At 61.9% G+C, this 25,432-nt stretch carries 27 protein-coding genes; 8 read left to right on the top strand and 19 right to left on the bottom strand.

Annotation, left to right across the window (positions count from 1 at the left end; translation table 11 throughout):
* The first annotated feature begins 85 nt into the window (after positions 1-85).
* Positions 86-619, top strand: coding sequence for a 5' nucleotidase, NT5C type (locus TERRO_RS20625; RefSeq protein ID WP_014787658.1), 534 nt, complete (start codon positions 86-88; stop codon positions 617-619).
* Between the two features lie 41 nt (positions 620-660).
* On the opposite strand, the gene TERRO_RS20620 is transcribed toward TERRO_RS20625, so the two are convergent.
* Positions 661-1,404, bottom strand: a complete 744-nt coding sequence (locus TERRO_RS20620; protein ID WP_157178476.1) for a YqaA family protein — start codon at positions 1,402-1,404, stop codon at positions 661-663.
* Positions 1,405-1,549: 145 nt separating this feature from the next.
* On the opposite strand from TERRO_RS20620, the gene TERRO_RS20615 reads away from it, so the two are divergent.
* Both TERRO_RS20615 and TERRO_RS20610 read left to right on the top strand, forming a co-directional pair.
* The gene (locus TERRO_RS20615; RefSeq protein WP_174277927.1) at positions 1,550-2,653 is read left to right on the top strand and encodes an energy transducer TonB; all 1,104 of its coding nucleotides are present in this window, start codon (positions 1,550-1,552) and stop codon (positions 2,651-2,653) included.
* A 355-nt stretch (positions 2,654-3,008) separates the two neighbouring features.
* Positions 3,009-4,673, top strand: coding sequence for a VWA domain-containing protein (locus TERRO_RS20610; protein WP_014787655.1), 1,665 nt, complete (start codon positions 3,009-3,011; stop codon positions 4,671-4,673).
* Positions 4,674-4,830: 157 nt separating this feature from the next.
* On the opposite strand, the gene TERRO_RS20605 is transcribed toward TERRO_RS20610, so the two are convergent.
* From TERRO_RS20605 to TERRO_RS20570, 9 genes are all read right to left on the bottom strand, one after another.
* On the bottom strand, positions 4,831-5,052 hold the full coding sequence (locus TERRO_RS20605) for a hypothetical protein (protein WP_014787654.1): 222 nt from the start codon (positions 5,050-5,052) through the stop codon (positions 4,831-4,833).
* A 286-nt stretch (positions 5,053-5,338) separates the two neighbouring features.
* A complete protein-coding gene (hslU, locus tag TERRO_RS20600) occupies positions 5,339-6,970 on the bottom strand; it encodes an ATP-dependent protease ATPase subunit HslU (RefSeq protein WP_014787653.1) in 1,632 nt (543 codons plus the stop codon).
* Positions 6,970-7,572 (bottom strand): ATP-dependent protease subunit HslV, encoded by a 603-nt coding sequence (gene hslV, locus TERRO_RS20595; RefSeq protein WP_014787652.1) that lies wholly within the window; start codon positions 7,570-7,572, stop codon positions 6,970-6,972. Before hslV ends, hslU begins: the two co-directional genes overlap by 1 nt.
* A 162-nt stretch (positions 7,573-7,734) precedes the next feature.
* Positions 7,735-7,953, bottom strand: coding sequence for a hypothetical protein (locus TERRO_RS23355; protein WP_014787651.1), 219 nt, complete (start codon positions 7,951-7,953; stop codon positions 7,735-7,737).
* 225 nt (positions 7,954-8,178) lie between these two features.
* Positions 8,179-9,216 carry an aldo/keto reductase gene (locus TERRO_RS20590; RefSeq protein ID WP_014787650.1) on the bottom strand — a complete coding sequence of 346 codons (1,038 nt, stop codon included), beginning with the start codon at positions 9,214-9,216 and terminating at the stop codon, positions 8,179-8,181.
* Between the two features lie 61 nt (positions 9,217-9,277).
* A complete protein-coding gene (gene miaA / locus TERRO_RS20585; RefSeq protein ID WP_245536158.1) occupies positions 9,278-10,216 on the bottom strand; it encodes a tRNA (adenosine(37)-N6)-dimethylallyltransferase MiaA in 939 nt (312 codons plus the stop codon).
* The gene (locus TERRO_RS20580) at positions 10,201-10,365 is read right to left on the bottom strand and encodes a hypothetical protein (protein ID WP_014787648.1); all 165 of its coding nucleotides are present in this window, start codon (positions 10,363-10,365) and stop codon (positions 10,201-10,203) included. Before TERRO_RS20580 ends, miaA begins: the two co-directional genes overlap by 16 nt.
* Before the next feature lie 136 nt (positions 10,366-10,501).
* Positions 10,502-11,494, bottom strand: coding sequence for a transaldolase (locus tag TERRO_RS20575; protein ID WP_014787647.1), 993 nt, complete (start codon positions 11,492-11,494; stop codon positions 10,502-10,504).
* A 124-nt stretch (positions 11,495-11,618) separates the two neighbouring features.
* Positions 11,619-12,761, bottom strand: a complete 1,143-nt coding sequence (locus TERRO_RS20570; RefSeq protein WP_014787646.1) for a fibronectin type III domain-containing protein — start codon at positions 12,759-12,761, stop codon at positions 11,619-11,621.
* Positions 12,762-12,994: 233 nt separating this feature from the next.
* Between TERRO_RS20570 and TERRO_RS20565 the strand changes: the two genes are divergently transcribed.
* Positions 12,995-13,789, top strand: coding sequence for a helix-turn-helix domain-containing protein (locus tag TERRO_RS20565; RefSeq protein WP_014787645.1), 795 nt, complete (start codon positions 12,995-12,997; stop codon positions 13,787-13,789).
* A 6-nt stretch (positions 13,790-13,795) separates the two neighbouring features.
* Here the strand turns inward: TERRO_RS20565 and TERRO_RS20560 are convergent, their stop codons facing one another.
* Both TERRO_RS20560 and TERRO_RS20555 read right to left on the bottom strand, forming a co-directional pair.
* Positions 13,796-14,956, bottom strand: a complete 1,161-nt coding sequence (locus tag TERRO_RS20560) for a glutathionylspermidine synthase family protein (protein WP_014787644.1) — start codon at positions 14,954-14,956, stop codon at positions 13,796-13,798.
* The gene (locus tag TERRO_RS20555; protein ID WP_014787643.1) at positions 14,956-15,339 is read right to left on the bottom strand and encodes a hypothetical protein; all 384 of its coding nucleotides are present in this window, start codon (positions 15,337-15,339) and stop codon (positions 14,956-14,958) included. The genes TERRO_RS20560 and TERRO_RS20555 overlap by 1 nt, the downstream gene beginning before the upstream one ends.
* Positions 15,340-15,468: 129 nt before the next feature.
* Here TERRO_RS20555 and TERRO_RS20550 point away from each other — a divergent pair, with 129 nt between their 5' ends.
* Entirely contained in the window at positions 15,469-16,062 is a 594-nt protein-coding gene (locus tag TERRO_RS20550; RefSeq protein WP_014787642.1) for a DinB family protein, read from the top strand.
* 16 nt (positions 16,063-16,078) lie between these two features.
* Here the strand turns inward: TERRO_RS20550 and TERRO_RS20545 are convergent, their stop codons facing one another.
* Complete coding sequence (locus TERRO_RS20545) at positions 16,079-16,924, bottom strand: hypothetical protein (protein WP_014787641.1); 846 nt, start codon at positions 16,922-16,924, stop codon at positions 16,079-16,081.
* A 90-nt stretch (positions 16,925-17,014) separates the two neighbouring features.
* Complete coding sequence (gene yoaA / locus TERRO_RS20540; protein WP_014787640.1) at positions 17,015-19,030, bottom strand: DNA repair helicase YoaA; 2,016 nt, start codon at positions 19,028-19,030, stop codon at positions 17,015-17,017.
* A 196-nt stretch (positions 19,031-19,226) separates the two neighbouring features.
* On the opposite strand from yoaA, the gene TERRO_RS20535 reads away from it, so the two are divergent.
* Positions 19,227-20,561, top strand: coding sequence for a cytosine permease (locus tag TERRO_RS20535; RefSeq protein WP_014787639.1), 1,335 nt, complete (start codon positions 19,227-19,229; stop codon positions 20,559-20,561).
* Between the two features lie 103 nt (positions 20,562-20,664).
* Here the strand turns inward: TERRO_RS20535 and iscX are convergent, their stop codons facing one another.
* The 3 genes from iscX to TERRO_RS20520 form a co-directional block, all read right to left on the bottom strand.
* Positions 20,665-20,880 (bottom strand): Fe-S cluster assembly protein IscX, encoded by a 216-nt coding sequence (iscX, locus tag TERRO_RS20530; RefSeq protein WP_014787638.1) that lies wholly within the window; start codon positions 20,878-20,880, stop codon positions 20,665-20,667.
* 3 nt (positions 20,881-20,883) lie between these two features.
* Complete coding sequence (locus tag TERRO_RS20525; protein WP_014787637.1) at positions 20,884-21,327, bottom strand: 2Fe-2S iron-sulfur cluster-binding protein; 444 nt, start codon at positions 21,325-21,327, stop codon at positions 20,884-20,886.
* A 115-nt stretch (positions 21,328-21,442) separates the two neighbouring features.
* Entirely contained in the window at positions 21,443-21,907 is a 465-nt protein-coding gene (locus TERRO_RS20520) for a hypothetical protein (protein WP_014787636.1), read from the bottom strand.
* Positions 21,908-21,979: 72 nt separating this feature from the next.
* Between TERRO_RS20520 and TERRO_RS20515 the strand changes: the two genes are divergently transcribed.
* On the top strand, positions 21,980-22,462 hold the full coding sequence (locus TERRO_RS20515) for a DUF427 domain-containing protein (protein WP_014787635.1): 483 nt from the start codon (positions 21,980-21,982) through the stop codon (positions 22,460-22,462).
* Position 22,463: 1 nt separating this feature from the next.
* Here TERRO_RS20515 and hscA read toward each other — a convergent pair whose 3' ends face one another.
* Entirely contained in the window at positions 22,464-24,395 is a 1,932-nt protein-coding gene (gene hscA, locus TERRO_RS20510) for a Fe-S protein assembly chaperone HscA (protein WP_014787634.1), read from the bottom strand.
* Positions 24,396-24,488: 93 nt separating this feature from the next.
* Positions 24,489-24,863 carry a RidA family protein gene (locus TERRO_RS20505; protein ID WP_014787633.1) on the bottom strand — a complete coding sequence of 125 codons (375 nt, stop codon included), beginning with the start codon at positions 24,861-24,863 and terminating at the stop codon, positions 24,489-24,491.
* Between the two features lie 117 nt (positions 24,864-24,980).
* Between TERRO_RS20505 and TERRO_RS20500 the strand changes: the two genes are divergently transcribed.
* A complete protein-coding gene (locus TERRO_RS20500; protein WP_014787632.1) occupies positions 24,981-25,415 on the top strand; it encodes a VOC family protein in 435 nt (144 codons plus the stop codon).
* Positions 25,416-25,432 lie beyond the last annotated feature (17 nt).

The raw sequence follows: 25,432 nt of genomic DNA, 5'->3' as shown, positions 1-25,432 counted from the left end.
ATTCGTCCGGAAAGTACCGGGATGCAGATTTGTTCACCGGACCGCGTCTTTGCCGGTGCCCCGCCGGAAATGCTAGGGTGAGGCAATGGCAAGGATCGCAGTCGATATGGATGAGGTCATGGCGGACACCGTGGCCGAGCACATCCGCCGCTACAACGCCGACTTTGGCGCAGAGCTGACCCACGAGGACCTGGACGGCAAGTGGCTCTGGCAGTGCGTCCCGCCGGAGCACCACGAGGCACTGGGCGGCTACCTGAACGAGCCCGAGTTCTTCGGCGCCCTGACCGTCATGCCCGACGCGCAGCGGGTTCTCGAACGCCTGAGCCGTGACCACGAGGTCTTCATCGCCTCTGCCGCCATGGAGGTCCCAGCCAGCTTCACCGCGAAATACCGGTGGATGGAGCAGCACTTTCCCTTCATCCGGCCGTCGCACATGGTCTTCTGCGGCAACAAGTCGATCCTCGCCTCAGACTTCCTCATCGACGACAATCCACGGCAACTGCGCATGTTCAACGGCCGCGGCCTGCTCTTCACCGCACCGCACAACAAGTACGTGACGGAGTGGACCCGCGTCGATAACTGGCTGGCCGTGGAGAAGTTCTTTTACAAGCAGAAGTAGGAGCGGGTCGACCGCTGCAAAAGTAGGAGGGAGTAGGTCCGCTACTCCTCCACAATCACCGTCTTACCGTCGTTCTCTTCTTCCTCAATCGGCAGCCGCGTGCCGCGACGGCGATCGAAGAGCTTCCGGACGACCCAGATTGCGATGCCGGCCAGCAGCAGGCCCGCTACAGTGAAGATCAGGTGCGTATGTCCGCGCAGGGCGGATGTGACGGCTCCCAGCGCGCCGGGACCGTACACGTGCGTGATCACCGCGTAGATCGTGAACTGCACCAGCTTGCCCAGCAGAATCGCGACCAGGAAGGTCAGCGGTTTCATCTCAAAGACACCCGCGCAGAACTCGAACAGCTTGATCGGCGTCGGTGGCGGTCCCATCGCCGGAACGAAGATGGCCAGGAACTCCTGCCGCTCGAACCGGTCGCGCAGCCGCTCATAGCGCTCGCGGTTGATCTTTCCCAGCAGGAAGATCTCGCCGCCCAGCCGGCCGACATAGAACGGAACCAGGCTGCCGATTGCCGACGCAACCGCCGCAACCACCGGGTAGATCAGGAACCGTGAAGGATTGCTGTGTACATTCGAGATCAGCAGCACCTGCCACGGCATGGGCAGCAGTGCCGAATCCAGCAGCGCAATCGCCGCCAGGCCCCAGATACCGAACCGTTCGAAGAAGTGTTTCAGGTTTTCACTGATGTGCTTCAGCGCTCCGCCATGGGCGGCAACATGGGGAGCGGCGTGTGCGGTGGCGTCTGTCTGCAGAAGGGCCGCAATTACGTGCAAGTGAAGCATCTCCGGGCTATTCTACGCGTCACGGCCGCCCGGGTCTGCCTGCCGGGGTGAGAGAATAAGGTTGCGCCACGGGCGTCAAGCCGCGCCGTTCGAAACGAATCGGCTCCGGCTCACGTCCTAACCTTTGAAGAAACCGTACATACGCGTGGCCCATCTCGAGACACCTCCCGGCGAGGACAGCACCCAGGAAACAGCACGGCCCAACGACACGCCCGAAACGGCGTCCGGCGGTCGCAGGTTCCGTCGTGGCCGCTATGAGGAGCTGCACCAGCACGAACTGGTCATGCTGCTGGACGAAGTCGATGTCGAGCGCACCCGTGCGCGCTTCCGCGAAGCCGTCTACATCTCGGTCATCGTCTGGCTGATCCTCGGCTGGGTCATCATCTACGGTCCGCGCTACCTGTGGCATCCCCCCGTTATCGTGCAGTCGCCGCCTGATCGCCGCAGCACCATGACGTACCTGGATACGCCGCCCGATCTGCCAAAGCAGACCAAGCCGCCCAGGCCGACGCCCAACGTCAGCGAGAAAACCACGCGTTCGCAGAGTCCCAAGCCCAGCCCGCAGGCTCCTCAACCTGCCCCTGGCCAGCCTGCGGCGCCCGCTCCCAAACCCACGCCGCAGCCCGCTCAGCCCAAACAGCAGGCTCCGCAGCAGCCGCAACAGCCTCAGCAGCAGCCACCGCCCCAGCAGACACGCAACACGCCGCCAACGCCGCAGCCCAGTCGGCCCACGCCGCCGCTGGCGGATGCCCCTTCGGCATCACCTACGGCGAGTAAGAACATCTTCGGCGGCCAGAAGAGCGCCGGCGAAGCCATCGCCGATGCGGCACGCGGTGCACGCGGTGGCCCAGGCGGTGACTATGGCTCCAACGGCCCAGCTCGCCAGGGTGGCGCAGATCAGGGCGTCAAGGTCCTGTCGGACATGCAGGGCGTCGACTTCGGCAAGTACCTCAACCGCCTGCTGAGCGACGTCCGCCGCAACTGGCTTCCACTCATTCCTGAAGAGTGCCGCCCGCCGCTCAATAAGCAGGGCATCACCGGCGTCCGCTTCACCATCCTGCCCGACGGCAAGATCGGCGCCATGCACCTGGACTACTCCACGCATGACGTTGCAATCGACCGCGCGGCCTGGGGCTCCATCACCGGCCTCGGCCAGGCGCAGCCCCTGCCCAAGGAATTCCACGGCCCCAATCTCGAACTCCGCATCGAGTTCCGGATCAACAAAGACGGCCAGGGCGAAGCGCAGTAACACTTCGTCCGGCGCTCAGCGCAATCCCGATCTCTGCACACGCTGATTTCTGCCACAGCCATCCCATGGATGGCCGGTTCGCTTGCGCGCCAGTATGCTGCTCCTACTCGCCGTTGCCCAGCGCGCAACGGTCCGGCACCACGGAGCGCGAAGAAATGATCGTCTCTCAACAAGGACTCATCAGCCTCGGTGGACTACTTCTCGGCCTATTCCCGCTGATCCTCCACCTCATCCGGTGGAGGAACGGACCACCCGAACCAAAGCCGCCTCTTCAGGAACTCCACCTAAACAAGTAGAGGGAAGCACCGGGCCTGCTGAAGTCAACGTGCGGTGTCCGTGAAAGGTGGTACGCGTAGTGCTTCAATTGCCCCTGTTGAACTTCGCCCGGAATCTCGCCTGCACTCTCGTTCTCGGCGCTGCGACTCTCACGCTTCCAACCTGGTCCCAGACGCCGTCGCCAAACCCCGCGACACCGACTCCCACCACGCAGCCGCCCGCTCAGCCGCCTGCCTCCGGCAGCGCACCTCCAGCGCAGCCCGGCAATGCAGCCCAGCCGGCCAAGGCAGCCGACGGCTCCTTCACCATTCGCCGCTCTGCCCGGCTCGTCGTCCTGGATGTTGTCGTCACCGACAAATCGGGCAACGTCGTCAACGGACTTACCCGCGACGACTTCCACGTCACGGAGATGGACCAGCCGCAGACCATCCTCAACTTCGAAGACGCAGGCCGCCACACGGTTCCTCCCGCCGCCGACATCAACTCCACCGCTGACCTCGACCGGCTCGCGCCTCAGGCCCCCGTCAACATCCTCCTGCTCGACGAGTTCAACACCCGCTTTGAGGACATGGCCTTCGCGCGTTACTCCCTGAAGAAGCTCCTCGCGAAGCAGCCCGACAAACTCGACACACCAACGATGCTGATCGCGGTCAACCTCACCAGCTTCAGCGTCCTCGTCGACTACACACAGGACAAGTCGAAGCTCATCAACGCGCTCGATCACCACTTCGTCGCCTACCCCTGGCAGGTGCATCAGGGCGGCTGGGTGGCTGAGCGCTTCAGCGCCGCCTTCGGCACACTCACACGCGTCGCAGAAGCCGTCATCGGCCATCCCGGCCACAAGAACATGATCTGGATTGGCCGCGGATTTCCCGCCTACAACTTCGTCAACGGCCCGGTCGACACCGAGGTTCGTGTCAACAACGCCGTCCAACAGTGCGTCAACGAACTGCGCGACGCCCGCGTGACCCTTTACACCGTCGACCCCGCCGGCCTCACCGTCACACCCGGCGGCAACTATGGCTCGGACGCTGCCTTCAACGATCCCTTCGGCGGCAACTACCAGTTCAGCAAACTCGCCGTGGCCACCGGCGGACGCACCTTCTACGGCCGCAACGACGTTGACACCGAGATCGCCAACGGCATTCGCGACGGCGCCAGCTTCTACTCGCTCACCTACCGCCCCGGCAACGACTCGGTCGATCCCAAGAAGTTCCGCCGCATCAAGATCACACTCAGCCGCCCGGACCTCACCGCAACCACCCGCGAAGGCTACTACGTCCAGATGGGCCCCGCCCGCGTGAACCCCACCAACCCGTCGCGCCGCCTCGCCTTTGAGCTGATGGCCGCGGACACCAGCAACATGGTCTATGACGGCGTCCCGCTCACCCTCACGCCTGACCCCGCAAACCCCGACGCCTTCAACGTCCACGTCGAAGGCAAGGGCCTCGTCTGGACCCCGGCAACCGATACCGAGCCACGCCACACCGAGGTCGTCGTCCTCGCCACCACCTTCGACAAGAAGAACAAGCAGCTCAAACAGATCGCACGCAGCATCAAGGTCCCCGCAGGCGGAGAAGTGCCACCCACCGGCCCGCTCATCCGCGACGTCACCTTTCACTTCCTGCTCGAGCACGATCCCAAGGCTGTCCGTGCACGCTTTGTCGTCCGTGTCTCTGCCACCGGACGCATCGGCACGGCAGACGCCGCCATGAATGGCGCCACGCCACCCGCACCCAGATAGGACCCACACGAACGACGGCCCCGGCGATCACTCGCCGGGGCCGTCGTTCGTTGCAGATACAACTTCATTGCCGATGCAACCGGTCTACGGGCATCAACGCAGACACGGTCCCGCGCGCAGCAGGACCGGTGTCATTAAACCTGGGAGATGAGGCGCCTTACAGATGAAAGATGGACTTGTAGGCCGGAGGCTTCGACGTGACCTCACTCTTTTCATCGAACTGCAGGGGAGCAAACGGGCGTTCGCGCTGCGGCATATCAGCGGGGTTCGTAGAGCCACCGGCGTCCTGCGCGGCATGACTGCCTGAATGCGAGGACAGATGCTTCTTGCGAGGCGCCAGGTGATTATGAATACCGGTACTGCGTGAGATAAGACTCATGGCAACTCCCTAACGTGTGGGGTACGTTTTGAAGATGCTCGTCTGGAGCAGATCCAGAGGGGTGTTGGCCGCCACAGCAAACATCACTGCAGAACGGCGCGCGCCAGAGGGTAGGCTTCAAGGCGAGAGACACCTTGCTGCCGCGCAGCATACGCCCAAAATCACACACCACGCAACACTGCGCACGAAACGTATCGCACAGCGATCCGTCTCCTGGGATCCGCAGCACGCAAACGCAAAGAAGCCGCAGCTTCCGCTGCGGCCCCTAAGTCCTGTTGAGAAAGCCCTACAAAATGTAACGACTCAAATCCTGGTTCTTAACAATTGCCGCAACCTGCTGCCGCACATACTCCGGATCGATCACGACCACGCGTTCCACGCCGCCTTCAACCTGCCGTTCGATCACCGGCAGCGGATGCTGCGGTGCTTCGGTCTCCGGCGTGCCCTTCGGCTTCTGCAGGGTACTCGGTTCCACCTGCGCCACCACACCGTTTTCCGCAGGCTTCGCATTCTTGATCAGGTCCGGCGCCTGGAAGCTGATCTCATCCAGAACGCGCTCCATAATCGTGTGCAAACGACGCGCACCAATATTCTCCGTCGTCTCGTTCACGCTGAAGGCAAAGTTCGCCATCTCTTCCAGAGCTTCCGGCTTGAACTCCAGCTTCAGACCCTCCGTCTCCAGCAGCGCAATCGACTGCTTCACCAGCGAAGACTTCGGCTCCGTAAGAATCCGGATGAAGTCCTCAACGGTCAACGACTGCAGCTCCACACGAATCGGGAAGCGGCCCTGCAACTCCGGAATCAGATCGCTCGGCTTCGACACATGGAACGCACCCGCTGCAATGAACAGGATGTGGTCCGTCGAAACAAAGCCATACTTCGTGTTGACCGTGGTGCCTTCCACAATCGGCAGAATGTCGCGCTGCACACCCTCACGACTCACATCCGGCCCATGTCCGCCCTCACGGCCGGCGATCTTATCGATCTCATCCAGGAAGACGATGCCGCTGTCTTCCACGCGCTCAATCGCTGTGCGCGTCACCTGCTCCATATCGATCAGGCGGCCCTCTTCTTCACTGATGAGGTATTCAAAGGCCTCGGAGACCTTCATCTTCCGCTTGCGTGAGCGCGATCCGAACAGACCAGGCAACAGGTCCTTCAGGTTCACATCGGCATCTTCGCTGCCGCCCACGCCCACAATCTCAAACGCAGGCTGATTGCGGTCGCGCGCATCGATCTCCACCATGCGATCGTCCAGTTTGCCCTCGCGGAACTGCGTACGCAGCTTCTCGCGCGTCGCATCCAGCGACTTCGGCTCCTCCGGCTTTGCAGTCGCAGCATCGAAGTCAATCGCAACCGGCGGCTGCGCATCCGTCACGGCATCGCCCGTATGACCCGCATCCTGCGCTGTGCCATCCGACTTCTTCTCCGCAGCAGACTTCAGCGTATCCAGCGGTGCGGGCGGCAGCAGCAGATCCAGCAGACGCTCCTCCGCAACCATCTCCGCCTTGTCTTCCACCTCTTCCAGCTTCTCTTCGCGCACCATCTCGATCGATGTCTCGACCAAGTCGCGCACAATCGATTCCACATCGCGGCCGACATAGCCGACCTCGGTGAACTTGCTGGCTTCCACCTTCAGGAACGGTGAGTTAGTTAGCTTGGCTAACCGTCTTGCAATCTCCGTCTTACCAACGCCCGTCGGTCCGATCATGATGATGTTCTTCGGCATGATCTCGTCGGCAATCTCAGGCGGCAGCTTCTGCCGGCGCTGACGATTGCGCAGCGCAATGGCAACGGCACGCTTCGCCGCATGCTGACCGACCACGTACTTATCCAGCTCCGCAACAATCTCGCGAGGCGTCATCTCTTCCAGATTGACGGCCTGGTCTTCTGCTACTCCGGGGAGGTAGATGGCCATTAAAGCTCCTCCACTGTAATGTTCTCGTTCGTATAGATACAGATCTCCGCAGCAATCTTCATGCTCTTCTCGACGATCTGGCGAGCGGAAAGATCGGTGTTCTCCAGCAGCGCCTGTGCGGCACTCTGCGCAAAGCTGCCACCGCTGCCGATGGTCATGATGCTGCCGCCCTCGATCTGGTCCGGCTCGATGACATCGCCATTGCCGCCCAGCAGGTACATGTGTTCCTTGTCCGCGATCAGCAGCAACGCTTCCAGTTGGCGAAGCAGCTTATCCGTGCGCCAGTCCTTTGCAAGCTCCACCGCAGCGCGCGGCAGGTTGCCGGCGAACTGCTCCAGCTTGCTCTCAAAGCGTGCGAACAGAGAGAACGCATCGGCCGTCGAACCCGCGAATCCGGCCAGCACCTTGTCCTGGTACAGACGGCGCAGCTTCTTCGCGCTCGACTTCATCACCGCAGAGCCAAGCGTCACTTGGCCGTCCGCAGCCATCACCACCGAGCCGTTGCGGCGCACACACAGCACCGTGGTCGACCGGATGCGCCGACCCTCGGCCTGGTCGTACGGGTGCATCGCGGGCTTCGCGTTAAAGGAAGAAATCGGCATAGGAGCGGAGCATGTGGGCGCGCCGGAACGGCCGCCATCAGAAGATTGCATCACCCACAAGTATACGCGCGGCACCACAAAACCCGCATGGTTGCTGGATTCGGAGGCGCAGAAGGGGCAATCCCGTCTGTCGGGAACCGTACGCGAGGATGGATCGTGGGCCTAGATACCCTCGGTCTCTGCGTCCACAGGCTTCGACGGGCTGTTTCGAACGTACTGCCGCTCCGGTCCGCGGTCGGTCAACATCACACGCGTGCGGCAGAAGCCACAACGCCAGGGGTACTTGCCCATAAGGGGGAGGACGTAGTTCTCCCATAAGCCGCGTCGTCCGCTTCGAAACATCCTGCCCTTGGAGCAGGCAGCACAACGGTGGTCACTCATTCGGGGGTCCTGAAAAGCTTTGATTTGTTCAGGCAGTCGCCATCAGTCGTGCAGTAATACAGGGGTCGTGCGGGGTAGGACCAATGGATCGTTGGATGCGAGGGTACTCCCACACGCAGTCGACCGTTAGGGCCATTCTTCAGTACCAAAGTCGTAGCCCCCGGCATCGGTGGCCGGGGGCTAGCGTAATCCTGCAGTCGTGATCAACGTAACTCGTTATCCTGCCTAGCGATAACTCGGCGGAGCAGGGTTCAACTGCCCGAACTGACGCTGATGCCAGTAGGGATACGGCACCGGCCGCTCACTCGCCTGGTCCAGCTTTTGCACCTGCTCTGTTGACAGCGTGAAGCTCGCCGCCGCCAGGTTCGCCTTCAACTGCTCGGCATTGCGAGCGCCAATGATCAGGCTGCTGATCGTGGGCTTCCGCAACAACCAGTTCAGTGCCACCTGCGGCACCGACTTGCCCGTCTCCCCCGCGACCGCATCCAGCGCATCGACGACCGTATATAGATACTCGTCCTCCACCACCGGTCCGCCCGCGGTTCCTTCCTTCGCACGGCTACCCTCGGCCGGCGGCTGCCCGCGCCGAATCTTCCCGGTCAGACGTCCCCATCCCAGCGGGCTCCAGACCAGCGCGCCAACGCCCTCGGCAATTCCAAGCGGCATCAGCTCATGCTCGTAGTCCCGACCCACCAGCGAGTAATAGACCTGGTGCGCCGCATACCGGGCCCACCCGTACTGCGCGCTGATGTCCAGAGACCGTTGCAACTGCCAGCCGCTAAAGTTCGAACAGGCGATATAGCGGATCTTGCCCTGGCGCACGAAGTCATCCAGCGTACTCAGCGTCTCTTCCATCGGCGTGTTGGCGTCGAAGCCATGCATGTGAAAGACATCGATGTAATCCGTACCCAGACGCTTCAAACTGCCATGGATCTGCTTCGTCAAATGCGCCCGCGACGACCCCTGGTTGTTCGGCCCCTCGCCAAACGGGAACGTGGCCTTCGTCGAAATCAGCACGGATTCACGCGGTAGGTGGGCAATCGCCGCACCCAGAATCTCCTCCGAGTGACCGGCGGAATACACGTCCGCCGTATCGAAAAAGTTCACACCAGCATCCATGCAGAGATCGATTAACTCACGAGCCTCAGCGACATCCGTCGAGCCCCAGGCCTTGAAGAAATCCGTTGATCCACCGAAGGTTCCCGTGCCAAAGCACAGCACCGGTACATGCAAACCACTCTTGCCAAGCTGACGAAATTCCATGCACCTTCAGATGCAGCACGTCCGCAGAGGGCGCAGCCATTCGCAGCGCAACCTCCCGCCGCTAGGTGATTAGGTGATCGATAAGCTTCAGAGCTTCATCCATGACATCCACACCGAAGCCGTTCAGCCAATGAATCCGCGGATCCCGGCGAAACCATGTGCCCTGCCGCTTGCTGTAATTACGATGGCCGATCTGCGTCCGCTCAACCGCTTCGGCCTCCGTCATCTCGCCACGCAACACGGCCTGCGCCTCCGCATAACCCAGCGCACCCAGCGCACGTGTCGCGCCGTACTTCGCGGTCAGCACGCGCGTCTCTTCCACCAGGCCGTCCGCAAACATCGCCGCGCAACGCGCATTGATCCGCGCATAAAGCGCTGCACGATCCGGCATCAACCCCAGTTGCACCACACGGAACCCGCGCAATGGCTCCGGCCGGCGCTCGCTCCACGCCTCGCTCATCGGCCGGCCTTCCACCACGGAAACCTCGATCGCACGGATCAGCTTCGGCAGATCATTTCCGTGGATCTTCGCGGCATTCGCTGGATCCAGCCGCCGCAATACGCGATGCAACAACTCCGGTCCGCGACGATCGACAGCCGCGCGCAGGCGATCGCGTAACGCTTCATCGCGCTGCGGCACGGGACTCAGCCCATCCAGCAAAGCGCGCAGATAGAGTCCTGTTCCGCCGGCCACAATCGGCACATGCCCACGCGCCGCAATGTCCGCAACGGCAGCACGCCCGGCTCGGCCGTAGTCGCCTGCCGTGTACTCCTCGGTCGGCCAGGCCACATCGATCAGGTGATGCGGCACACGCGCTCGTTCTTCCCGCGAAGGCTTGGCAGTGCCCAGTTCCATCTCGCGATAGACCGCGACCGAGTCGCACGAGACGACCTCGCCACCCAGCCGCTCGGCAAGCGTCAGCGACAGCGCCGTCTTGCCGCTGCCGGTAGGTCCAACCAGGACGATCAGAAGCGGCTCTGCAGCTACCAAACGCGCCACCAACCCTGCGCGAACATGCCGTGGACCACCGCGCGATAGACGATCAAAACCAGCACACCCGCCGCCAGCCAAAGGGCAGCACCCACCTGCTGCCGCTGCTGCGTGGCAAATGCTGCCTGCTGTTCCTGCGGGATGTTGCGGCGAGCCATGATGTGCAGGATATCGCTAATGCGTGCTGGCAATGCCGTGCTTCGCTGCGCACGATCGGAACGAAAGCGCGATCGTCTGCAACAAGAAAGGGACGGCCGAGGCCGTCCCTTTCTTAAATAAACAACTGCCGCCTACTTACGCGTGTGCAGGCTCGGGCATTTCCTTCAGGCGCTTGGCGAGCAGCTCTTCGAGCTCCTCGAGTGCCTTGCTGAAGCCTTCGATACCTTCCTTCAGCTTGTCGTGGGCCATGCGGTCCTCGGCATGCATCTTCTCGAAGGTCTCCTTGTCCATGGGGATCTTCTGGATGTCCATGGCTGCGGACTTGGTCGCGTCGAGCTTCTTCTCCAGCTTGCCTTCGGTCGAGTCGAGCTCAGCCAGCAGCTTGGGTGCGATGGTCAGCAGGTCCGAACCGGCCAGCTCGATGATCTCGCCCGTGTTGCGGAAGGAGGCGCCCATCACCTGGGTCTTGTAGCCGAACTTCTTGTAGTAGTTGTAGATGGTCGTGACGGACTGTACGCCCGGATCTTCTGCGCCGGTGTACTCCTTGCCCGTGTCCTTCTTGTACCAGTCCAGGATGCGGCCGACGAACGGCGAGATCAGCGTAACCTTGGCCTCTGCGCAGGCAACAGCCTGGTGCAGGCCGAACAGCAGCGTCAGGTTGCAGTGAATGCCTTCCTTCTCGAGCTCTTCCGCTGCCTTGATGCCTTCCCAGGTGGCGGCAATCTTGATCAGAACGCGCTTGCGATCGACACCGGCATCCTCATACTGCTTGATGATGTCGTGCGCCATCTCGATCGTCTTCTCCTTGTCGAAGGAGAGGCGGGCGTCGACTTCGGTCGAAACGCGGCCCGGGACGATCTCAAGGATCTTGCGACCGAAGGCTACGGCCAGCGTCTTGAACGCGGCGGCTGCGACGGCCTTATCGTCAGAGTTTGCGCCAGCGGCAGACTTTGCCTGCTTCAGCACGTCGTCGACGATGTAGCTGTATTCCGACATACCCGCAGCTGCGGTGATCAGCGAGGGGTTCGTGGTCGCGTCGGTGGGCTTGAACTTCTCCATCGACTTCATGTCACCGGTATCTGCTACCACCGTGGTGTACTGCTTCAACTGCTCCAAGAGCGTCGCCATCGTATCTCCCTTGCTGTATCGCTGCAATTTTCGATGCTACTTCTTGATTCTACGCTTCCCGGGCCGGGCATAAGTAGTCGCTGAGACCAGCCGAGTATGAGAATTCATCTTCCGAAAGCGGCCGTTACGGCTTGGGAATGGTCGCGTGAATCTCCGGGCTGTGCGCGCCGGCACGTCCGTCAAGACTGACCCCGGCAACACTGTAGCGGTAGTCGACGGCAGGCCGGGCCGTGGTGTCGGAGTAGCTGAAGCCGCGGACGGGCGTGGCGGTCAACTGCGTTGGAGCACCGGTCTCTTCGGCACGGAAGACAAGATAGCCCTCCACCCCGGGCTCTGCGCTCGCCTGCCAGACGAGGTCGATGGAGGGTGCGCCAAGGGTATTCGCCAGGGCCTCCAGGCCCAGGGGCGGAGCCGGTGGAGGCGCCAGCGCGGACGCGGCCACGGTCACCGTGGAGGCTTCGCTATTCACAGTCAGGTCGGCATCGCCGATGCGCGTGGAGCGCGACCGATAGACGATGTAGTGCTGTTCCACACCGGCATGGCCACCAGCGTCGATGGCGCCAGCAGGGTCGCGCGGGCCGGGCTCGACTGCCATCAGCGTCGTTGCAGCCGGTCTTTCGCCGGGTGCCGAAGCCAAGGGAGTAGGAGCGCCAGGCTTGCTGCGGAAGGCCACGGCAGGAGCGTCGCCGCGGGTCACGCGGAGCAGCGTGCGGTCCTGCGGAGTGGCGCCAGGCTGCCAGCGAAGAGCAATCCCACCGGCGACGGGAGACGCGGTTAATCCGCGGACCGGAGCCGGTGCTTCGCCGGCGACCGTCAGTACATCGGCAGAGGCGGCGCCTTTACCCTCACCGTTTACGACGCGGATGCGGTAGTGCAGGGCACGATCCGGACCGGCGACGAGGGCTGCCGGCAAGGGGTCGTGAAAGGTTCCAGGCGTGCCGGCGATCACAGGGATCTTCGCGATCGGGCCACAGGTCGTGGGAGGTAAAGTCTCGCCGCGGCAGATCTCTGCGGCCAGATCGCCGGCGCCGTGTTTTCCCGTAAGCGAGACACCATCCGTGGTGCGTGTCGGATTAGACCAGGCCAGGTCGACGTTGCCGCCGGCGCGCTGCGCCGTCAGTCCACGGACCGCTGCCGGCAGGCGCAGGCTGGGGGGCCGCAGAGGGCCCTCACTGGCGCAACCCACCATCAGGAGCAGCATCGGGGTGAGCGCCAGGGCACGGGTGCCGCGGCAGGTCCCGATGGTTTTCGCTTTGACGGGGAGCATCACCTCAAAAGCGTAGCATCGCGGCTGATGGCGCAGCACCGGCTGAAGTATCGCCCTGTCAGACCGGCGACTATGGCAGGACAAAAAATCGCAGCCGCGAATGTTTGCGTAGGCCACGAAACTTATTTCGCCGCACTCCAATCCAGCAGTCAGTGTGTCGCGTACATCTTTCGACGGGGTTACAACATCTTTTCGGCTTGCGACACTGCCGACCGTCAGGAGCATATCGACCCATGGCAACCCAGATCGACCCCCAAGAGCTGGCAACACCACCACTACCGTCCCCCGAGGAGCCCGGCGAAAAAGATGTTCGTGTCGCCGCCGAAGCTGCTGAATCCTTCATCTCTGAAAAACGTCTTGGCGACCGCATCAAGCAGCTTCGCCTCAAGAAATCCATGGGCCTCGTCGAACTTGGCCGACACACCGGCCTCTCGGCCAGCTTCCTCTCCCAGCTTGAGACGGGCCGCGTCGTGCCCACACTGCGCAACCTGGCACGCATCGCGCTGGTCTTCTCGAAGGACCTGAGCTACTTCTTCGAGCCGGAGCCGAAGACACTCTTCCGCGTACAGCGCGGCAAGGACCGTATCCGTCTGCCGCAGAGTGGAACCGACGATCCGTCGTACTACTTCGAATCGCTTGGCTACCTCATCCCCGATCGTCAGCTCGATCCCTACTTCGCAGAGTTCCTGCCGAACATGACGCCGCGGCGTGCACACCAGCACCCGGGCTGCGAGTTCCTGTATGTACTTGAAGGCGAGATGGTTATTTCGCACGGCGAGGGCAAACACAAGCTCGGCGCGGGCGATGCGGTCTACTTCGACGCCAACACGCCGCACAGCTACGCCAACGCCTCCAACGAACCCGCCAAGGCGCTCATCGTCACGTTGCAGGGCAATGCCGCATCCGCCAACAGCGGAACCGGTGCTCTGCCGACGGGCAACGGCAAAACGCGCGGACTGAACGGCAGCTCGGGCACGATCATGCGCCCCCGCACGCCGGAAGCCGGTACCACACAGACACCGCAGTAATCGTCGCTACCGGAACAGGTGTGGGACGAAGCTGCTTAGATTGCCGGTAATGGGTGTCCGCGATTCGCGGATGCCCATGCCGCCACACTCCTGATCGATCATCCAAAGCCCAAGCACCGGATAACGCGCACTGCCATCCGCAGCGGGGAACGTCGCGAGTGGCGCTGCCTGCTGACAGACAAACCGTCCTTCGCCGTACCGCCCCTCCGTCTTCGTGGACGCTCCCGGAGCGACCAGCGTGATATTCGCCCCCTCCCGACTCAGCAGCGGCTTGCGGACATAACTGCGCATCGCGTGCGGATCGTCGAAGTAAGCCTCCAGCAGCAGCGGATGGTTCGGATAAAGCTCCCACAGGATGGGCAGTATGCCCTTGTTCGCCAGCAGCATCTTCCAGATCGGTTCAATCCAGGTGGTGCGATCGTAGGTAGCGATTGCGTCTGGGCCGAACGACTCAGCGAGCAGACACTCCCACGGGTACAGCTTGAAGAGCGTCCGGATCGGCTGGTCCTCAAGATCCACAAAGCGCCGCGCGCCATTGTCCCAGCCAATCTCTTCCATCAACAGTTGCGCGGTGGCCAGCCCGGCCTCCTGTGCGGTATCGCGCAAATAGGCGACGGTCAGCACATCCTCCTCGCTGTCGGCGCTCGCAAAGTGCACGGGCTGCTGCAGAAACGGCGCAATGTCCTTCCACTTCGCGACCAGGCGTTCATGCAGGCTGTTGAACTGGTCGGAACCCACATGGCACTCATTCAGCCAGTTCCACTGCGTCACCGCAGCCTCAATCAGCGAGGTGGGGGTGTCGGCGTTGTACTCCAGCAGCTTCGGCGGGCCGCTGCCGTCATACATCAGGTCGAAGCGTCCGTAGAGCGCGGGCGGCTCGCTGTTCCACGTCCGCTCGATCAGCGGGATAGCCTCCGGCGGAATGGTCAGGTCGGCGTAACGCTTCGTGTCGATGATGTGCTGCGCGGCGGCCAGGCACATCGTCTGCAGCTCGTTCGCCGCAGACTCCAGCGTGTCGATCTCGTCGGCATTAAAGCTGTAAAAAGCCGACTCGTCCCAGTAGACGGCACCCTGCTCGGCAAGGTCCTCCGGCGAATGGAAGGTGAGGCCGTCCACTTCCACTTTGCGTTGCCAGTCCGCGCGCGGTTTCGCTGTGTTCCGCTGCATTATTCGCCCCCTCCGCCAAAGTGCGACCCGAAGCCGCCGCGGGTGACGCCATTGAAAAACCCACCACGCCCGCTGCCGGGCCGGCCATAGATGTGGTTCGGTTGCGGCTGGTAGCCACCGCCAAAGACACGCGAACCCATCCCATATCCGCCCCCGCCGCCATAGTAGTAGCGATAGGGAAGAATGAACGGAATGAAGCCGCCATGTCCGTCGGGCCGCTGCTGCTGCACAGCGTTCTGAGGCAGATTGGCGCAGAGCTTGTCGTCAACGACGTTGTCGTGTTCGTCCACGCAGCGCTGCATCTCTTTGGGACGGCAGCCCGTCAGGATGCTGACGGCGGCGGCGGCGAGCAGTGGTGCGACGATCTTACGGACGCTTGCCATGTCTGCATCAGGCTATCGCAGTTAGGGCGTTCTTTGCGTAGCGTGTGTGGCCGGCGCCTCATAGAGAAGGCGGGGTTGAACGCAAAAACCATTGACGTCGTTCTCTTCCGCACCTTAGCGTGTGGAGCCATGTCAGAACTCTTCGCCGAGATCGCAGATCTCCACGATCAACTGGACGCAGCGGAGCGCGATGCCCTGCTGCTCGTGGAAGACCTCCCCGAAGCGCAGGGCTGCTGGCGGCCTGGACCAGACTCATGGAGCGTCGCGCAATGCCTCGACCACATTGCGGTCACGAACCAGGTCTACCTCGGCGCAATGAAAGAAGCCGCCATGCGTGCTCGCGAAGCCGGCAGATTCAGGCAGCGACCTGCGCTTCCCGGACGCGTCGGACGCTGGTTCGCAGCAAACCTTGAGCCTCCCGTGAAAGCCTTCTTCAAGGTGAAAGCGCCGCGCAACATTAAGCCTGGTAACTCGCCTTCGCTCATGGACGCTCTCGCCACTTTCCTGAAATCTCAGGACGAAGTCAGGGCTTACCTCCGCGCAAATTCCGACTTGGACCTTGCGGACATCCGGTTTGCGAACCCACTGCTTCGCGGCATTCGCTTCAGCCTCGCAACCGGCCTTCACGTGATCACGGCTCACGAAAGACGCCATCTGTGGCAGGCCTGGGGTGTACGTCGTGCAGCATCTCTAAGCGGTCATGCGCCGGCGTCTCTGGCATAGGGTCGCCAAGCACTCCTCACGAAGGTCTCTTCGCAGCAGCAACCCACACATCCCCGGTCTTCAGATCCAGAGTGACAACCCACCTCTTCAAAAAAGGCATGCCCAGATTGCCATCCAAAATGATGTCCGGCGTGAACGCGTCCTCCGTATCCACGTCGACGCCCGGCACGACGGAGAAGTGCGCAGTCTGCTTCGCTTCCTTGGCCGGATCCAGACCGAAAAGCTCGGCAACCTGTTTCCCGACCAGGACCGTGCCGCCATTGCCGGAATCCAGCTCCATGTAGGCGGGGCCCTTGGACGTCGGCACCTCCAGCATCACCGACAGTGCCAGGCCCTGCACCTCACGGTTCAGTCGAGCCTTCAGATGCCGCATCCCTTTGGTGCGTTCGGCAAGACTCTCCGGGCTCTCGACCGTAAGTTGTCCATTCAAAAAGTCGATGGTCACCGGCTTGCCGTCGAACAGGTTCAGCGACGCGATTCCATCCAGATCCGCATCGCCCGGATTCAGCTTGCCGAGGTTGATAAAGCCCACAGCGGGCAGGACCACACTGTAGTCCGAGACACCGATCCTGATGTTGGAGCACCGCTTCGTGTCACCGCGGTCGCCAAACATGCGAAAGCCGGTAAGACGTCCCCATGCGTCGCAACCCTTCAACGCATCCGGAGAGAGCAGTGTCAGCCCACCTCCCGTGTCGAAGAGCAACTTACGCTCTGCACCACCCACGCTTACCGGCAGCACCCACCGTGTCCGCCACGGTATCAGCTTGACCGTCAGCGCCGGCTTGGACGCGGCGTGGGCAACGGAGCACAGGAACGACAGTGAAACAGCAAATCCTGCCAGGTAGGAATGGAATCGCTTCATGGACTCTCGCTGGGAAACGGCGAGAAAAGTTGATCACGTCATAAGGCTTCGCGCAACGAAGAATCTGCGATGCGCGTATTCCTGCGGGAACTAGGTCGAGGAGGAGTCTCGTGCAAAGAACTTCTCGACGTCATCAATATCCTGCGTCAGGCGGTAGGGTGGCAGGCTGTCCAGAAAGATCTTGCCGTAGCTCTGGCGCTGCACGCGGCTGTCCAGCAGCATCAGTACGCCGCGATCTGTGGCCGATCGGATCAGGCGGCCAAAGCCCTGCTTCAGCGTGATCACAGCCTGCGGGATCGAGAGGTCGTGGAAGGGCTTGCCGCCATTGGCTTCAATCGCTTCCATACGTGCCTGTTGCACGGGGTCGCTGGGTACAGCGAAGGGAAGCCGATCGATGATCACGCAGCTTAACTGGTCGCCCTGTACGTCGACACCCTGCCAGAACGACGATGTACCAAAGAGCACTGCATTCGGTGTCTCGCGGAACTCGTCTAGCAGCTGTTTGCGCGGAGCCTGGCCCTGCAGCAGCAGCGGGAAGGGCAACTCGACCAGCATCCGCTCGTACATCACCTTCATCTGCGCGTAGCTGGTGAACAGGCAGAAGGCGCGGCCGCGCGACAGTTCCAACACACGCCGCATCCGTTCAGACGCCTGCGGAATAAAGTCCTGGTCGCGCGGGTCAGGCATGTACGGCGGCAGGTAGAGTAGCGCCTGCTTCGTATAGTCGAAGTGCGACGGCACCGTGAGTTCCCGCGCGCCCACCAGTCCCAGGCGCTTCGCGACGTGATCGAAACCGCCCTGCACGGTAAGCGTGGCGCTGGTCAGGATGACGCTGGTAAAGCCGGCGAAGAGCGACGTCTGCAGAATCTCCGAAACATCGATGGGCGTCGCCTGCAGATACGTGTGGAAGGCCGCGGGTGTGCCCGTCTGTGTGCGGCTGAAGTTCTTCACGCCGCCGGCAGCGCGGCGCTCAATCCAGAAGACGGTGTTGGGGTCTTCCGCTTCCATCAGGAAGCTTGAGGAGGTGCGCAGATCGGTCACGCGCCGCTTCAGTCCGTTCACCTCGTCGACGTCCTTTACGCGGTCCAGTTCGTCGCGCAGACGGTCCAGTGCAGTCAGGTAGGTCGCGTAGTTCTCGCCACGCTCTTCCAGAAATCCCGGCCGGTCGTGAAAGGGCTGGCGTCCCAGTTGGAAGCCTTCCATGGGGAGCGACGCGAAGAACGACCGCGCACGCTCCCGCAGATTGACGGTGGCGCTTTCGATGCTTGAGGACGAGACAGCCTTGGCGCGCAGCAGCATCTCGGTATCTCGCGCGAGTTCTTCCACGCGCTGCTGACTGATCGCTACGCCGAAGTAGTCGCTGGCAACAGACTCCATCTCATGCGCTTCGTCGAAGATGACGGCGGCAGCGTCAGGCAGAATGCCTGCGTCCGGCGCACCGGGCGCCTGCTGCTTGATGTTCAGGTCCGCGAAAAACAGGTGGTGATTGACGATGACAATGTCGCTCTCAAGCGCCTTGCGTCGCATCGCCGTGATGTAGCACGGTTCGAAGTTGGGGCAGGTCTGGCCCAGGCAGGCTTCACTGCGTGCGTCCAGTTTGCTGAAGAGCATTGAAGGCTCGGGCAGGCCCACGATCTCTGCGCGATCACCCGTCTCCGTGTCGCGTTCCCACACCGAGATCTTGTGGAACTGGTCGATCTCCTCCAGGCCAGAGAGCAGTGGCGCCGCGGTCAACGCATAAAGCTTCTGCTTGCACACGTAGTTGCCGCGGCCCTTCATGTAACAGACCTTCAGCGGCCCCAGCAGCGATTCGAGGAAGGGGATGTCCTTGAAGAACAGCTGTTCCTGCAGGTTCTTGGTTCCGGTCGAAATGATGACGCGCTGGCCACGCTCCCGTGCGATCCGCAGCGCGGGCAGCAGGTACGCAAGCGTCTTGCCGGTGCCGGTGCCTGCCTCGACGATCAGGTGACGATGGTCTTCCAGCGCCTTCTCGACGGCCTTGGCCATCTCATACTGACCCTTGCGGTGCTCGTAGTTCAGCGACGATCCAGCCAGCACGCCGCCCGGCGCGAAGAACTCGTGCAGCGTGGGCAGCTTATCGGTCATGGTCGTAGTTGGCATGCGAGCGCGAAGAGAGGGCGAACAGACTCTATCTTATGCCGTCAGGGCGTAGCCGCAGTGCTTCTACCCCGCCGTGCCGGTGCAGTATCGGGAAGGTTAAGGAATCATTCGATTTGGTGCGGGTCTTCTGTATCTTCCCGTGGCTATAATTGGCTCCTTTCACGAACCTCAAGGAGCTGTGATGTTGCCTGGCTACATCTCGAAAGCTGTCCCGAACCCCATCTCCAATCGCGCCCCCTGGTACAAGAACATCGCGCCGACCTACGCGGGCATCTTCCTGTGGGTCGTCTTCTATCGCGAGATTGCCGGCGGTACGCTCGATCGTGCGGGTCTCGGGCTATCGCTGCTGGCGCTGCTGGCGGGCGGCGTCATCAGTTACGCGCTCTTTTATTACGTTCCCGGCATGCTCGGGCAGAAGACGGGCTTCCCGCTCTACGTCGTCGGCAGCTCCACCTTCGGCACGCAGGGTGGCTACCTGATGCCGGGCCTGCTCATGGGACTGTTGCAGGTCGGTTGGATGTCGGTGAACGCCTACGTCTCGACCAGCTTCATCCTGACGGCCTTCGGTTCCAAGGCCGGCCCGGGAACGTTGCCATTCGCGGTGATCGCAGCAGTGTGGTCGCTGGCGCTGGGCTTCGTCGGCGCCAAGGGCATTCAGTACGTCGGCAAGTTCGCGCTCTATCTCAACCTCGTGCCATTGCTCATGATCCTCATCGTCGCCGCCAAAACAGGCGGTTCGGCCTTCCAGTATGTGCCGGAACATCCGGCCCCGTACATCGGCTTTATGACGATGGTGCAGGTGGTGGTTGGCTTCTCCGCCACGGCGGGCGCGGCTGGTGTGGACTTCGGTATGGGCGCTCGGAATGAGAGCGATGTGAAGTGGGGCGGCATCATCGGCATCCTGCTTGCCGCCGTCATCGCAGGCGGACTGCCGCTGATCTCGGTTGCGGGCGCGCACGTCGCATTCGGTGTGAAGGACTACCACTTCGATTCGGCCATCGCACAGACGGGCAGCTTCGCTTCCATCGCCTTCCTGCTCTTCGCGGTCGCATCGATCGTCTCCATGTGCTTCTCGTCGTTCATCGCCGGCAACAGCCTGGCAACGATGATTCCGGGTGTGCCGCGCATCACGTCCACCATGGTGGGCGCGGTCATTGCCGCGGTGCTGGCGATTACAGGGGTGGCGGCAAACCTGGTGGGCCTCTTCACCATCATCGGCGCATCGTTTGGCCCCATCATCGGCGCGATGGTTGCGGACTACCTGCTGTCGGGCAGGAAGTGGGCAGGACCACGCGCAGGGATCAACTTCGCAGGATATGGTGCGTGGGCCGTGGGCTTTGTCATCGGCATCCTGCCATTCCTGCCGGTCAGCGATGCCGTAAAGGCCTACACGCAGCCGGCAGCGCTCTACAGCTTCATCGCCGGATTTATCGTCTACGTCATTCTGGCCAAGGCTGGATTGCAGCCCAAGACGGAGTCGCTGCCGGTGCTGACGGCTGAGGGTGTGTCGGTCTAGGACAACGGCGCGGGAAGATACCGTGCGGCAGTCTCAAACGTGCAACGGGTAGTGCCCTGAACTAGCGGGCACTACCCGTTGCTTTTAGCGTGAGTTCCCTCGCCTACTTCGCGTCGTTGTACTCGTCCAGCCAGGCCATCTGGATGGCTTCCAGCAGGCCCTCGTTCGACTTTGCAGGGTCGCCGGTGAAGCCCGGCAGCTCGGTGATGTACTTGTGCATGTCGGTGAAGCGGACCGTGAGCGGATCGATCTCCGGGTACTTCTCCTGGAGCTGGATACCGATCTCTTCGGTCTCTTCCCATCCGTATTCAAAGGGCATCGATTACTCCTTACCCGTTGCAAGGACTGCAGCGGGCTTGCCTTCCTGCACATAGTTACGATTCCAAGCGGGAATCTCGACGAGGTAGGTGCCGGGCGCGGTGATGACCGCCTGGCAGCCGAGGCGCGAGTTGGTCTGGGGGCCGGCGGCCAGGTCAATGCGATCGAGCTCGTCATCTTCCGGATCGTTCAGGCCCTTTTCGCCCTGCTTCACGTAGACGTGGCAGGTGGTGCAGGCGCAGACGCCGCCACAGGCGTGGTCCATGAAGATGCCGTAGTTCTCGGCGACGTCGAGCAGGCTCATGGGCTGGCCGTGGCCGTCGTAGGGCAGCGATCCGAAGGGGAACTCGACCGTCTTGTTCTCCGGCTGGAAGGTCACGCGAACAATGTTCTCCGCGGGTGGCTTCGAAAGGTCGACTTCGGGTAGATCGAGGTTGTGCTCAGACATAAGTTATCTCTCGAGAATCATTCTACCGAAGACCCCCTCGGTGGCCGCCTGCAGAAGTGAGCAGAATAAGGCCCAGCAGAGGCAAACCGCACAGCATAGAAGCGATTCTGCGGCGTTAGGCTCGTCGCCGTGGCCGGCGCGCCGTGCGGAGCAGCACCGGCGAGAACGTCGCAACAAACGCGACCACCAGCATTGCGATAAGCCTCGGCGCAGTGTGCGAGACCGAAAAGACCGCCCACGCGGCCAGCACCCAGAACGTCATATTCGCGGACGCGGCCAGGTATACCCAGTCAGAGAACTTGTGCTGGTCACGAATGAAGTCCATCTCACTCAACCTGGGATAGGTCGTCGACGGCGTGATGGACATCCGCAGCATCACGACCGGCAGCAGGTTAAAAAACAGCACCAGCGAAATCCAGACCATGGGTGCATACGTCTGCGGGTGACGTGGCTGGAGCCACCATGTGATGGTGATGGTCAGCAGGATGTTAAGCGTCGCTCCCGCGTTCACAATGGCGGGAAAGTGCCCCATATCACTGAGACGATTCATTTCATTCAAACGCTTGTCCGTACTGTTCATCACATCACCTGTTCTTGCGCAGTTTACGTGCGAAATACGTCCAATGGCTGAACGATTGGGGGCGACGCGCGAGTGATCAACAAGACCGAACCAGAATCAGTATGGGACTATCCAAGACCCCCGCGGATGGAGCCAACACCCCGCCATCTACGCATTGTTCACGGCGGCATCGTAATCGCAGAAACGTCGCAATCGCTGCGGATTCTGGAGACCAGCCACCCGCCCGTCTATTACATCCCGCAATCCGACATCGCAATGAAACACATCGTGCCTTCCGCAAAACGCAGCAGTTTCTGCGAATGGAAAGGCTCCGCTGACTACTGGAACATCGTGATCAACGACGCCGTAGTGCGCGATGCAGCATGGAGTTATCCGAAGCCAACCGGATCATTTGCCGCGCTAAAAGACCACCTGGCGTTCTACGCCAGCCGCGTCGATGAGTGCTATGTGGATGGGGAAAAGGTGCAGCCGCAGCCAGGTGACTTCTACGGCGGGTGGATCACATCGCACGTGCGCGGCCCCTTCAAGGGGCCACCGGGCACGATGGGCTGGTAAGTTACTTCGTCTTTGAGTCGTCGATCTGCGCAGGTGCAAAAGGATGCGGCGCGCTTGGACCTGTGCCCATGTCGTCGCCCGCTGCTCCCATGGTCTTACCGGTTAGAGCCGAGGATACGGCGGTGTCCATCATAAGTTCTGCGAAGCGCGTAGTGGCCTTGTCGAGGCGATCGATCGCGGCGCGGATGATCTTGTAGTCCTGGCCGCGGATGCTGGCGTCGAGTTCGAGCTGGGCTGCGTGGATCTTCTCGATCTCATTGGGCGTCAGCTGCTGCCACGCCGGGTGCTTCTGGCCCTTTTCGACGGCTTCCTTGATGGTGTTGGCTTCGTTGGTCGCTTCAATAAGCTGGCGCTGATTCAGGTCGTCTTCCGCGTGGTCAAAGGAAGCGAGGATCATCTCTTCAACCTGGTCGTCGGTCAGGCCGTAGCTTGGCTTAACTTCCACTTCAGCTGCCTGGCCGCTGCGCTGTTCGCGTGCGCTGACCTGCAGGATGCCGTTGGCGTCGATGAGGAACTTGACCTCAATGCGCGGCATGCCGGCGGTCATGGGCGGGATGTTCTTGAGGTCGAAGCGGGCGAGGGAGCGGCAGTCCTTTGCGAGTTCGCGTTCGCCCTGGACGACGTGGATGGCGACGTTCGTCTGACCATCAACGCCGGTGGTGAAGTGCTCCGTTGCTGAGGCGGGGATGGTGCTGTTGCGCTGGATAATCTTCGCGACAACGCCGCCAAGCGCCTCGATGCCGAGGGAGAGCGGCGTGACGTCGAGCAGCAGAAGCTCATTGGTTGCAGCGGAGCCACCGGCGAGGATGTCTGCCTGCACGGCCGCGCCGAGTGCGACGACTTCATCCGGATTCAGTTCGGTGTGTGCGCTCTTGCCGCGGGCGGAGAGTGTGAAGACCTCGTCGACCAGCTTGCGCACGGCTGGGATCCGCGTGGAACCACCGACGAGCACGACTTCGTCGATCTGCTCGGGTGTGATGCCGGCGTCTTTAAGCGCCTGCTTTGCCGGTGCGGCGGTGCGGGTGATGACGGGTGCGATGAGCTGCTCAAACTGCTCGCGCGTGATCTCGCGGCGGTAACGCTTACCACCGGTGAGTTCCAGATCGAACCTTGCGGAATCGGCAGAGGAGAGCGTGATCTTTACCTCGATGACGGCCTTGCGGACGGCCTGAACGATCTCAGGCGTCGCGGGCAGGCCAAGGTCGTTGGCGATCTCATCGAGTGCAATGTGCATCAGCAGATTGTCGATGTCATCGCCGCCCAGGTGTGTGTCGCCGTTAGTGCTGATGACTTCGAAGATGCCATCATGCAACTTGAGGATCGAAACATCAAAGGTGCCGCCGCCGAAGTCATAGACGGCTACAGTGCCTTCCTTCTTGCGGTCGAGACCGTAGGCGAGCGCGGCAGCGGTTGGTTCGTTCACGAGGCGCAGGACGTCAAGGCCGGCGATGCGGCCGGCGTCCTTGGTGGCCTGGCGCTGCGCGTCGTTGAAGTACGCGGGGACGGTGATGACCGCGCGTGTGACGGGCTGGCCGAAGTAGCGCTCGGCGTTTTTCTTGAGCTGGCCAAGCACCATGGCGGAGATTTCGGGCGGCGTCAGCGTACGGTCGCCAACCTTCAGCTTCAGGGCGCCGTCGGCATCCTGACCTTCGACGACCTGGAAGGGGAACATGGCGAGTTCATCGCGCACGTCCTCGATGCCGCGACCCATCAGGCGCTTGGCGCTGTAGACGGCATTGCCGGGCTGCGTCAGCAGGGTGCCGCGCGCGCCGTTGCCGACGGTGACGTTGCCACCTTCAATGGCGACGACGGATGGGACGAGGGACGATCCGTCCTCACCCGGGATGACCACGGGCGTGCCGCCTTCAAGGAAGGCGACGAGTGAGTTGGTGGTGCCAAGATCGATGCCGACAACGCGATTCTGTTCTGCCATAGCTCTTCTTTCGGATGCTTCCGGGGCCGTTGTGACGCAGTGTTTCTGCGAAAAGGCCGACTCTCCATTGTCGCATCCGGGCTTTTGGCGGGTTTAGTCGAGAGAGGCAACACACCCGATGGAGAACAGCAGGCCCTTTGGAAGCGTGACCTGCATGGTCATGCGCGCGGGGGGCTGCGGTCCGAAGACTTCTGCGAAGAGAGCATTGACTGCGGGAAATTCGGCCGCGTCCGCCACCAGCAGTGTGGTGTTGACCACCTGCGCAAAGGAGCTGCCGCCGGCTTCGAGAATGACTCCAAGGTTCAGGAAGGCCTGCCTCGCCTGCTCCGTGAGGGAGGTACCTTCCACCTTGCCGGTCAGGGGATTCAAGCCGGCCTGTCCTGCGATGAAGAGCAGCCCGCCCGCTTTGACTGCGTGCGAGTAAGGACCGATCGCCGGCATGCCTGGAACTTCGACAACTTCTTTCATGGGAACCACCTTGACGGAACGTTTTGAAGTCGCGCCCATCGTGGAGCCAGGACTATCGTGTGTCAAGCAAAAGATTGAGTGATAGCTTGGTCTGCGAAATGGGAAAGGGGTTTTGCAATGAGCACAGCGGGACGAACGGCTCACGTGATTCCTGCGGTTCGCTATCGTGATGTCGACGCGGCGATTCTGTGGCTGAAGAAAGCTCTCGGCTTTACGGAGCATGCGGTCTACCGCAACGAGGGTGGGGTGATCATCCATGCAGAGCTGTTGCTGGGCAGTGGCATGGTGATGCTGGGAAGCGTGGGCGAGAACCGTGAGGCGGCGGACTGGTACAAGCAGCCGGCAGAGATCGGCAATGCCGTGACGGCGTCGACGTACCTGGTGGTGCCGGACTGTGCGCCGGTGTATGCGAGTGCGAAGGCTGCTGGCGCCGAGATCCTGATGGAGCTGAAGGCGATGGATTATGGCGGCGGGAGCTTCACGGTGCGTGATCCGGAGGGACAGATCTGGAGCGTGGGGGAGTATGACCCGTGGGCTGCGCATACAGCGTAGGTGGCGTTGGTGGTGAA

Source organism: Terriglobus roseus DSM 18391, assembly GCF_000265425.1.
Taxonomy (GTDB): Bacteria; Acidobacteriota; Terriglobia; order Terriglobales; family Acidobacteriaceae; genus Terriglobus; species Terriglobus roseus.
Note: the sequence above shows the minus strand (reverse complement) of the source record. Positions and strands in the feature narration are given on the sequence as shown.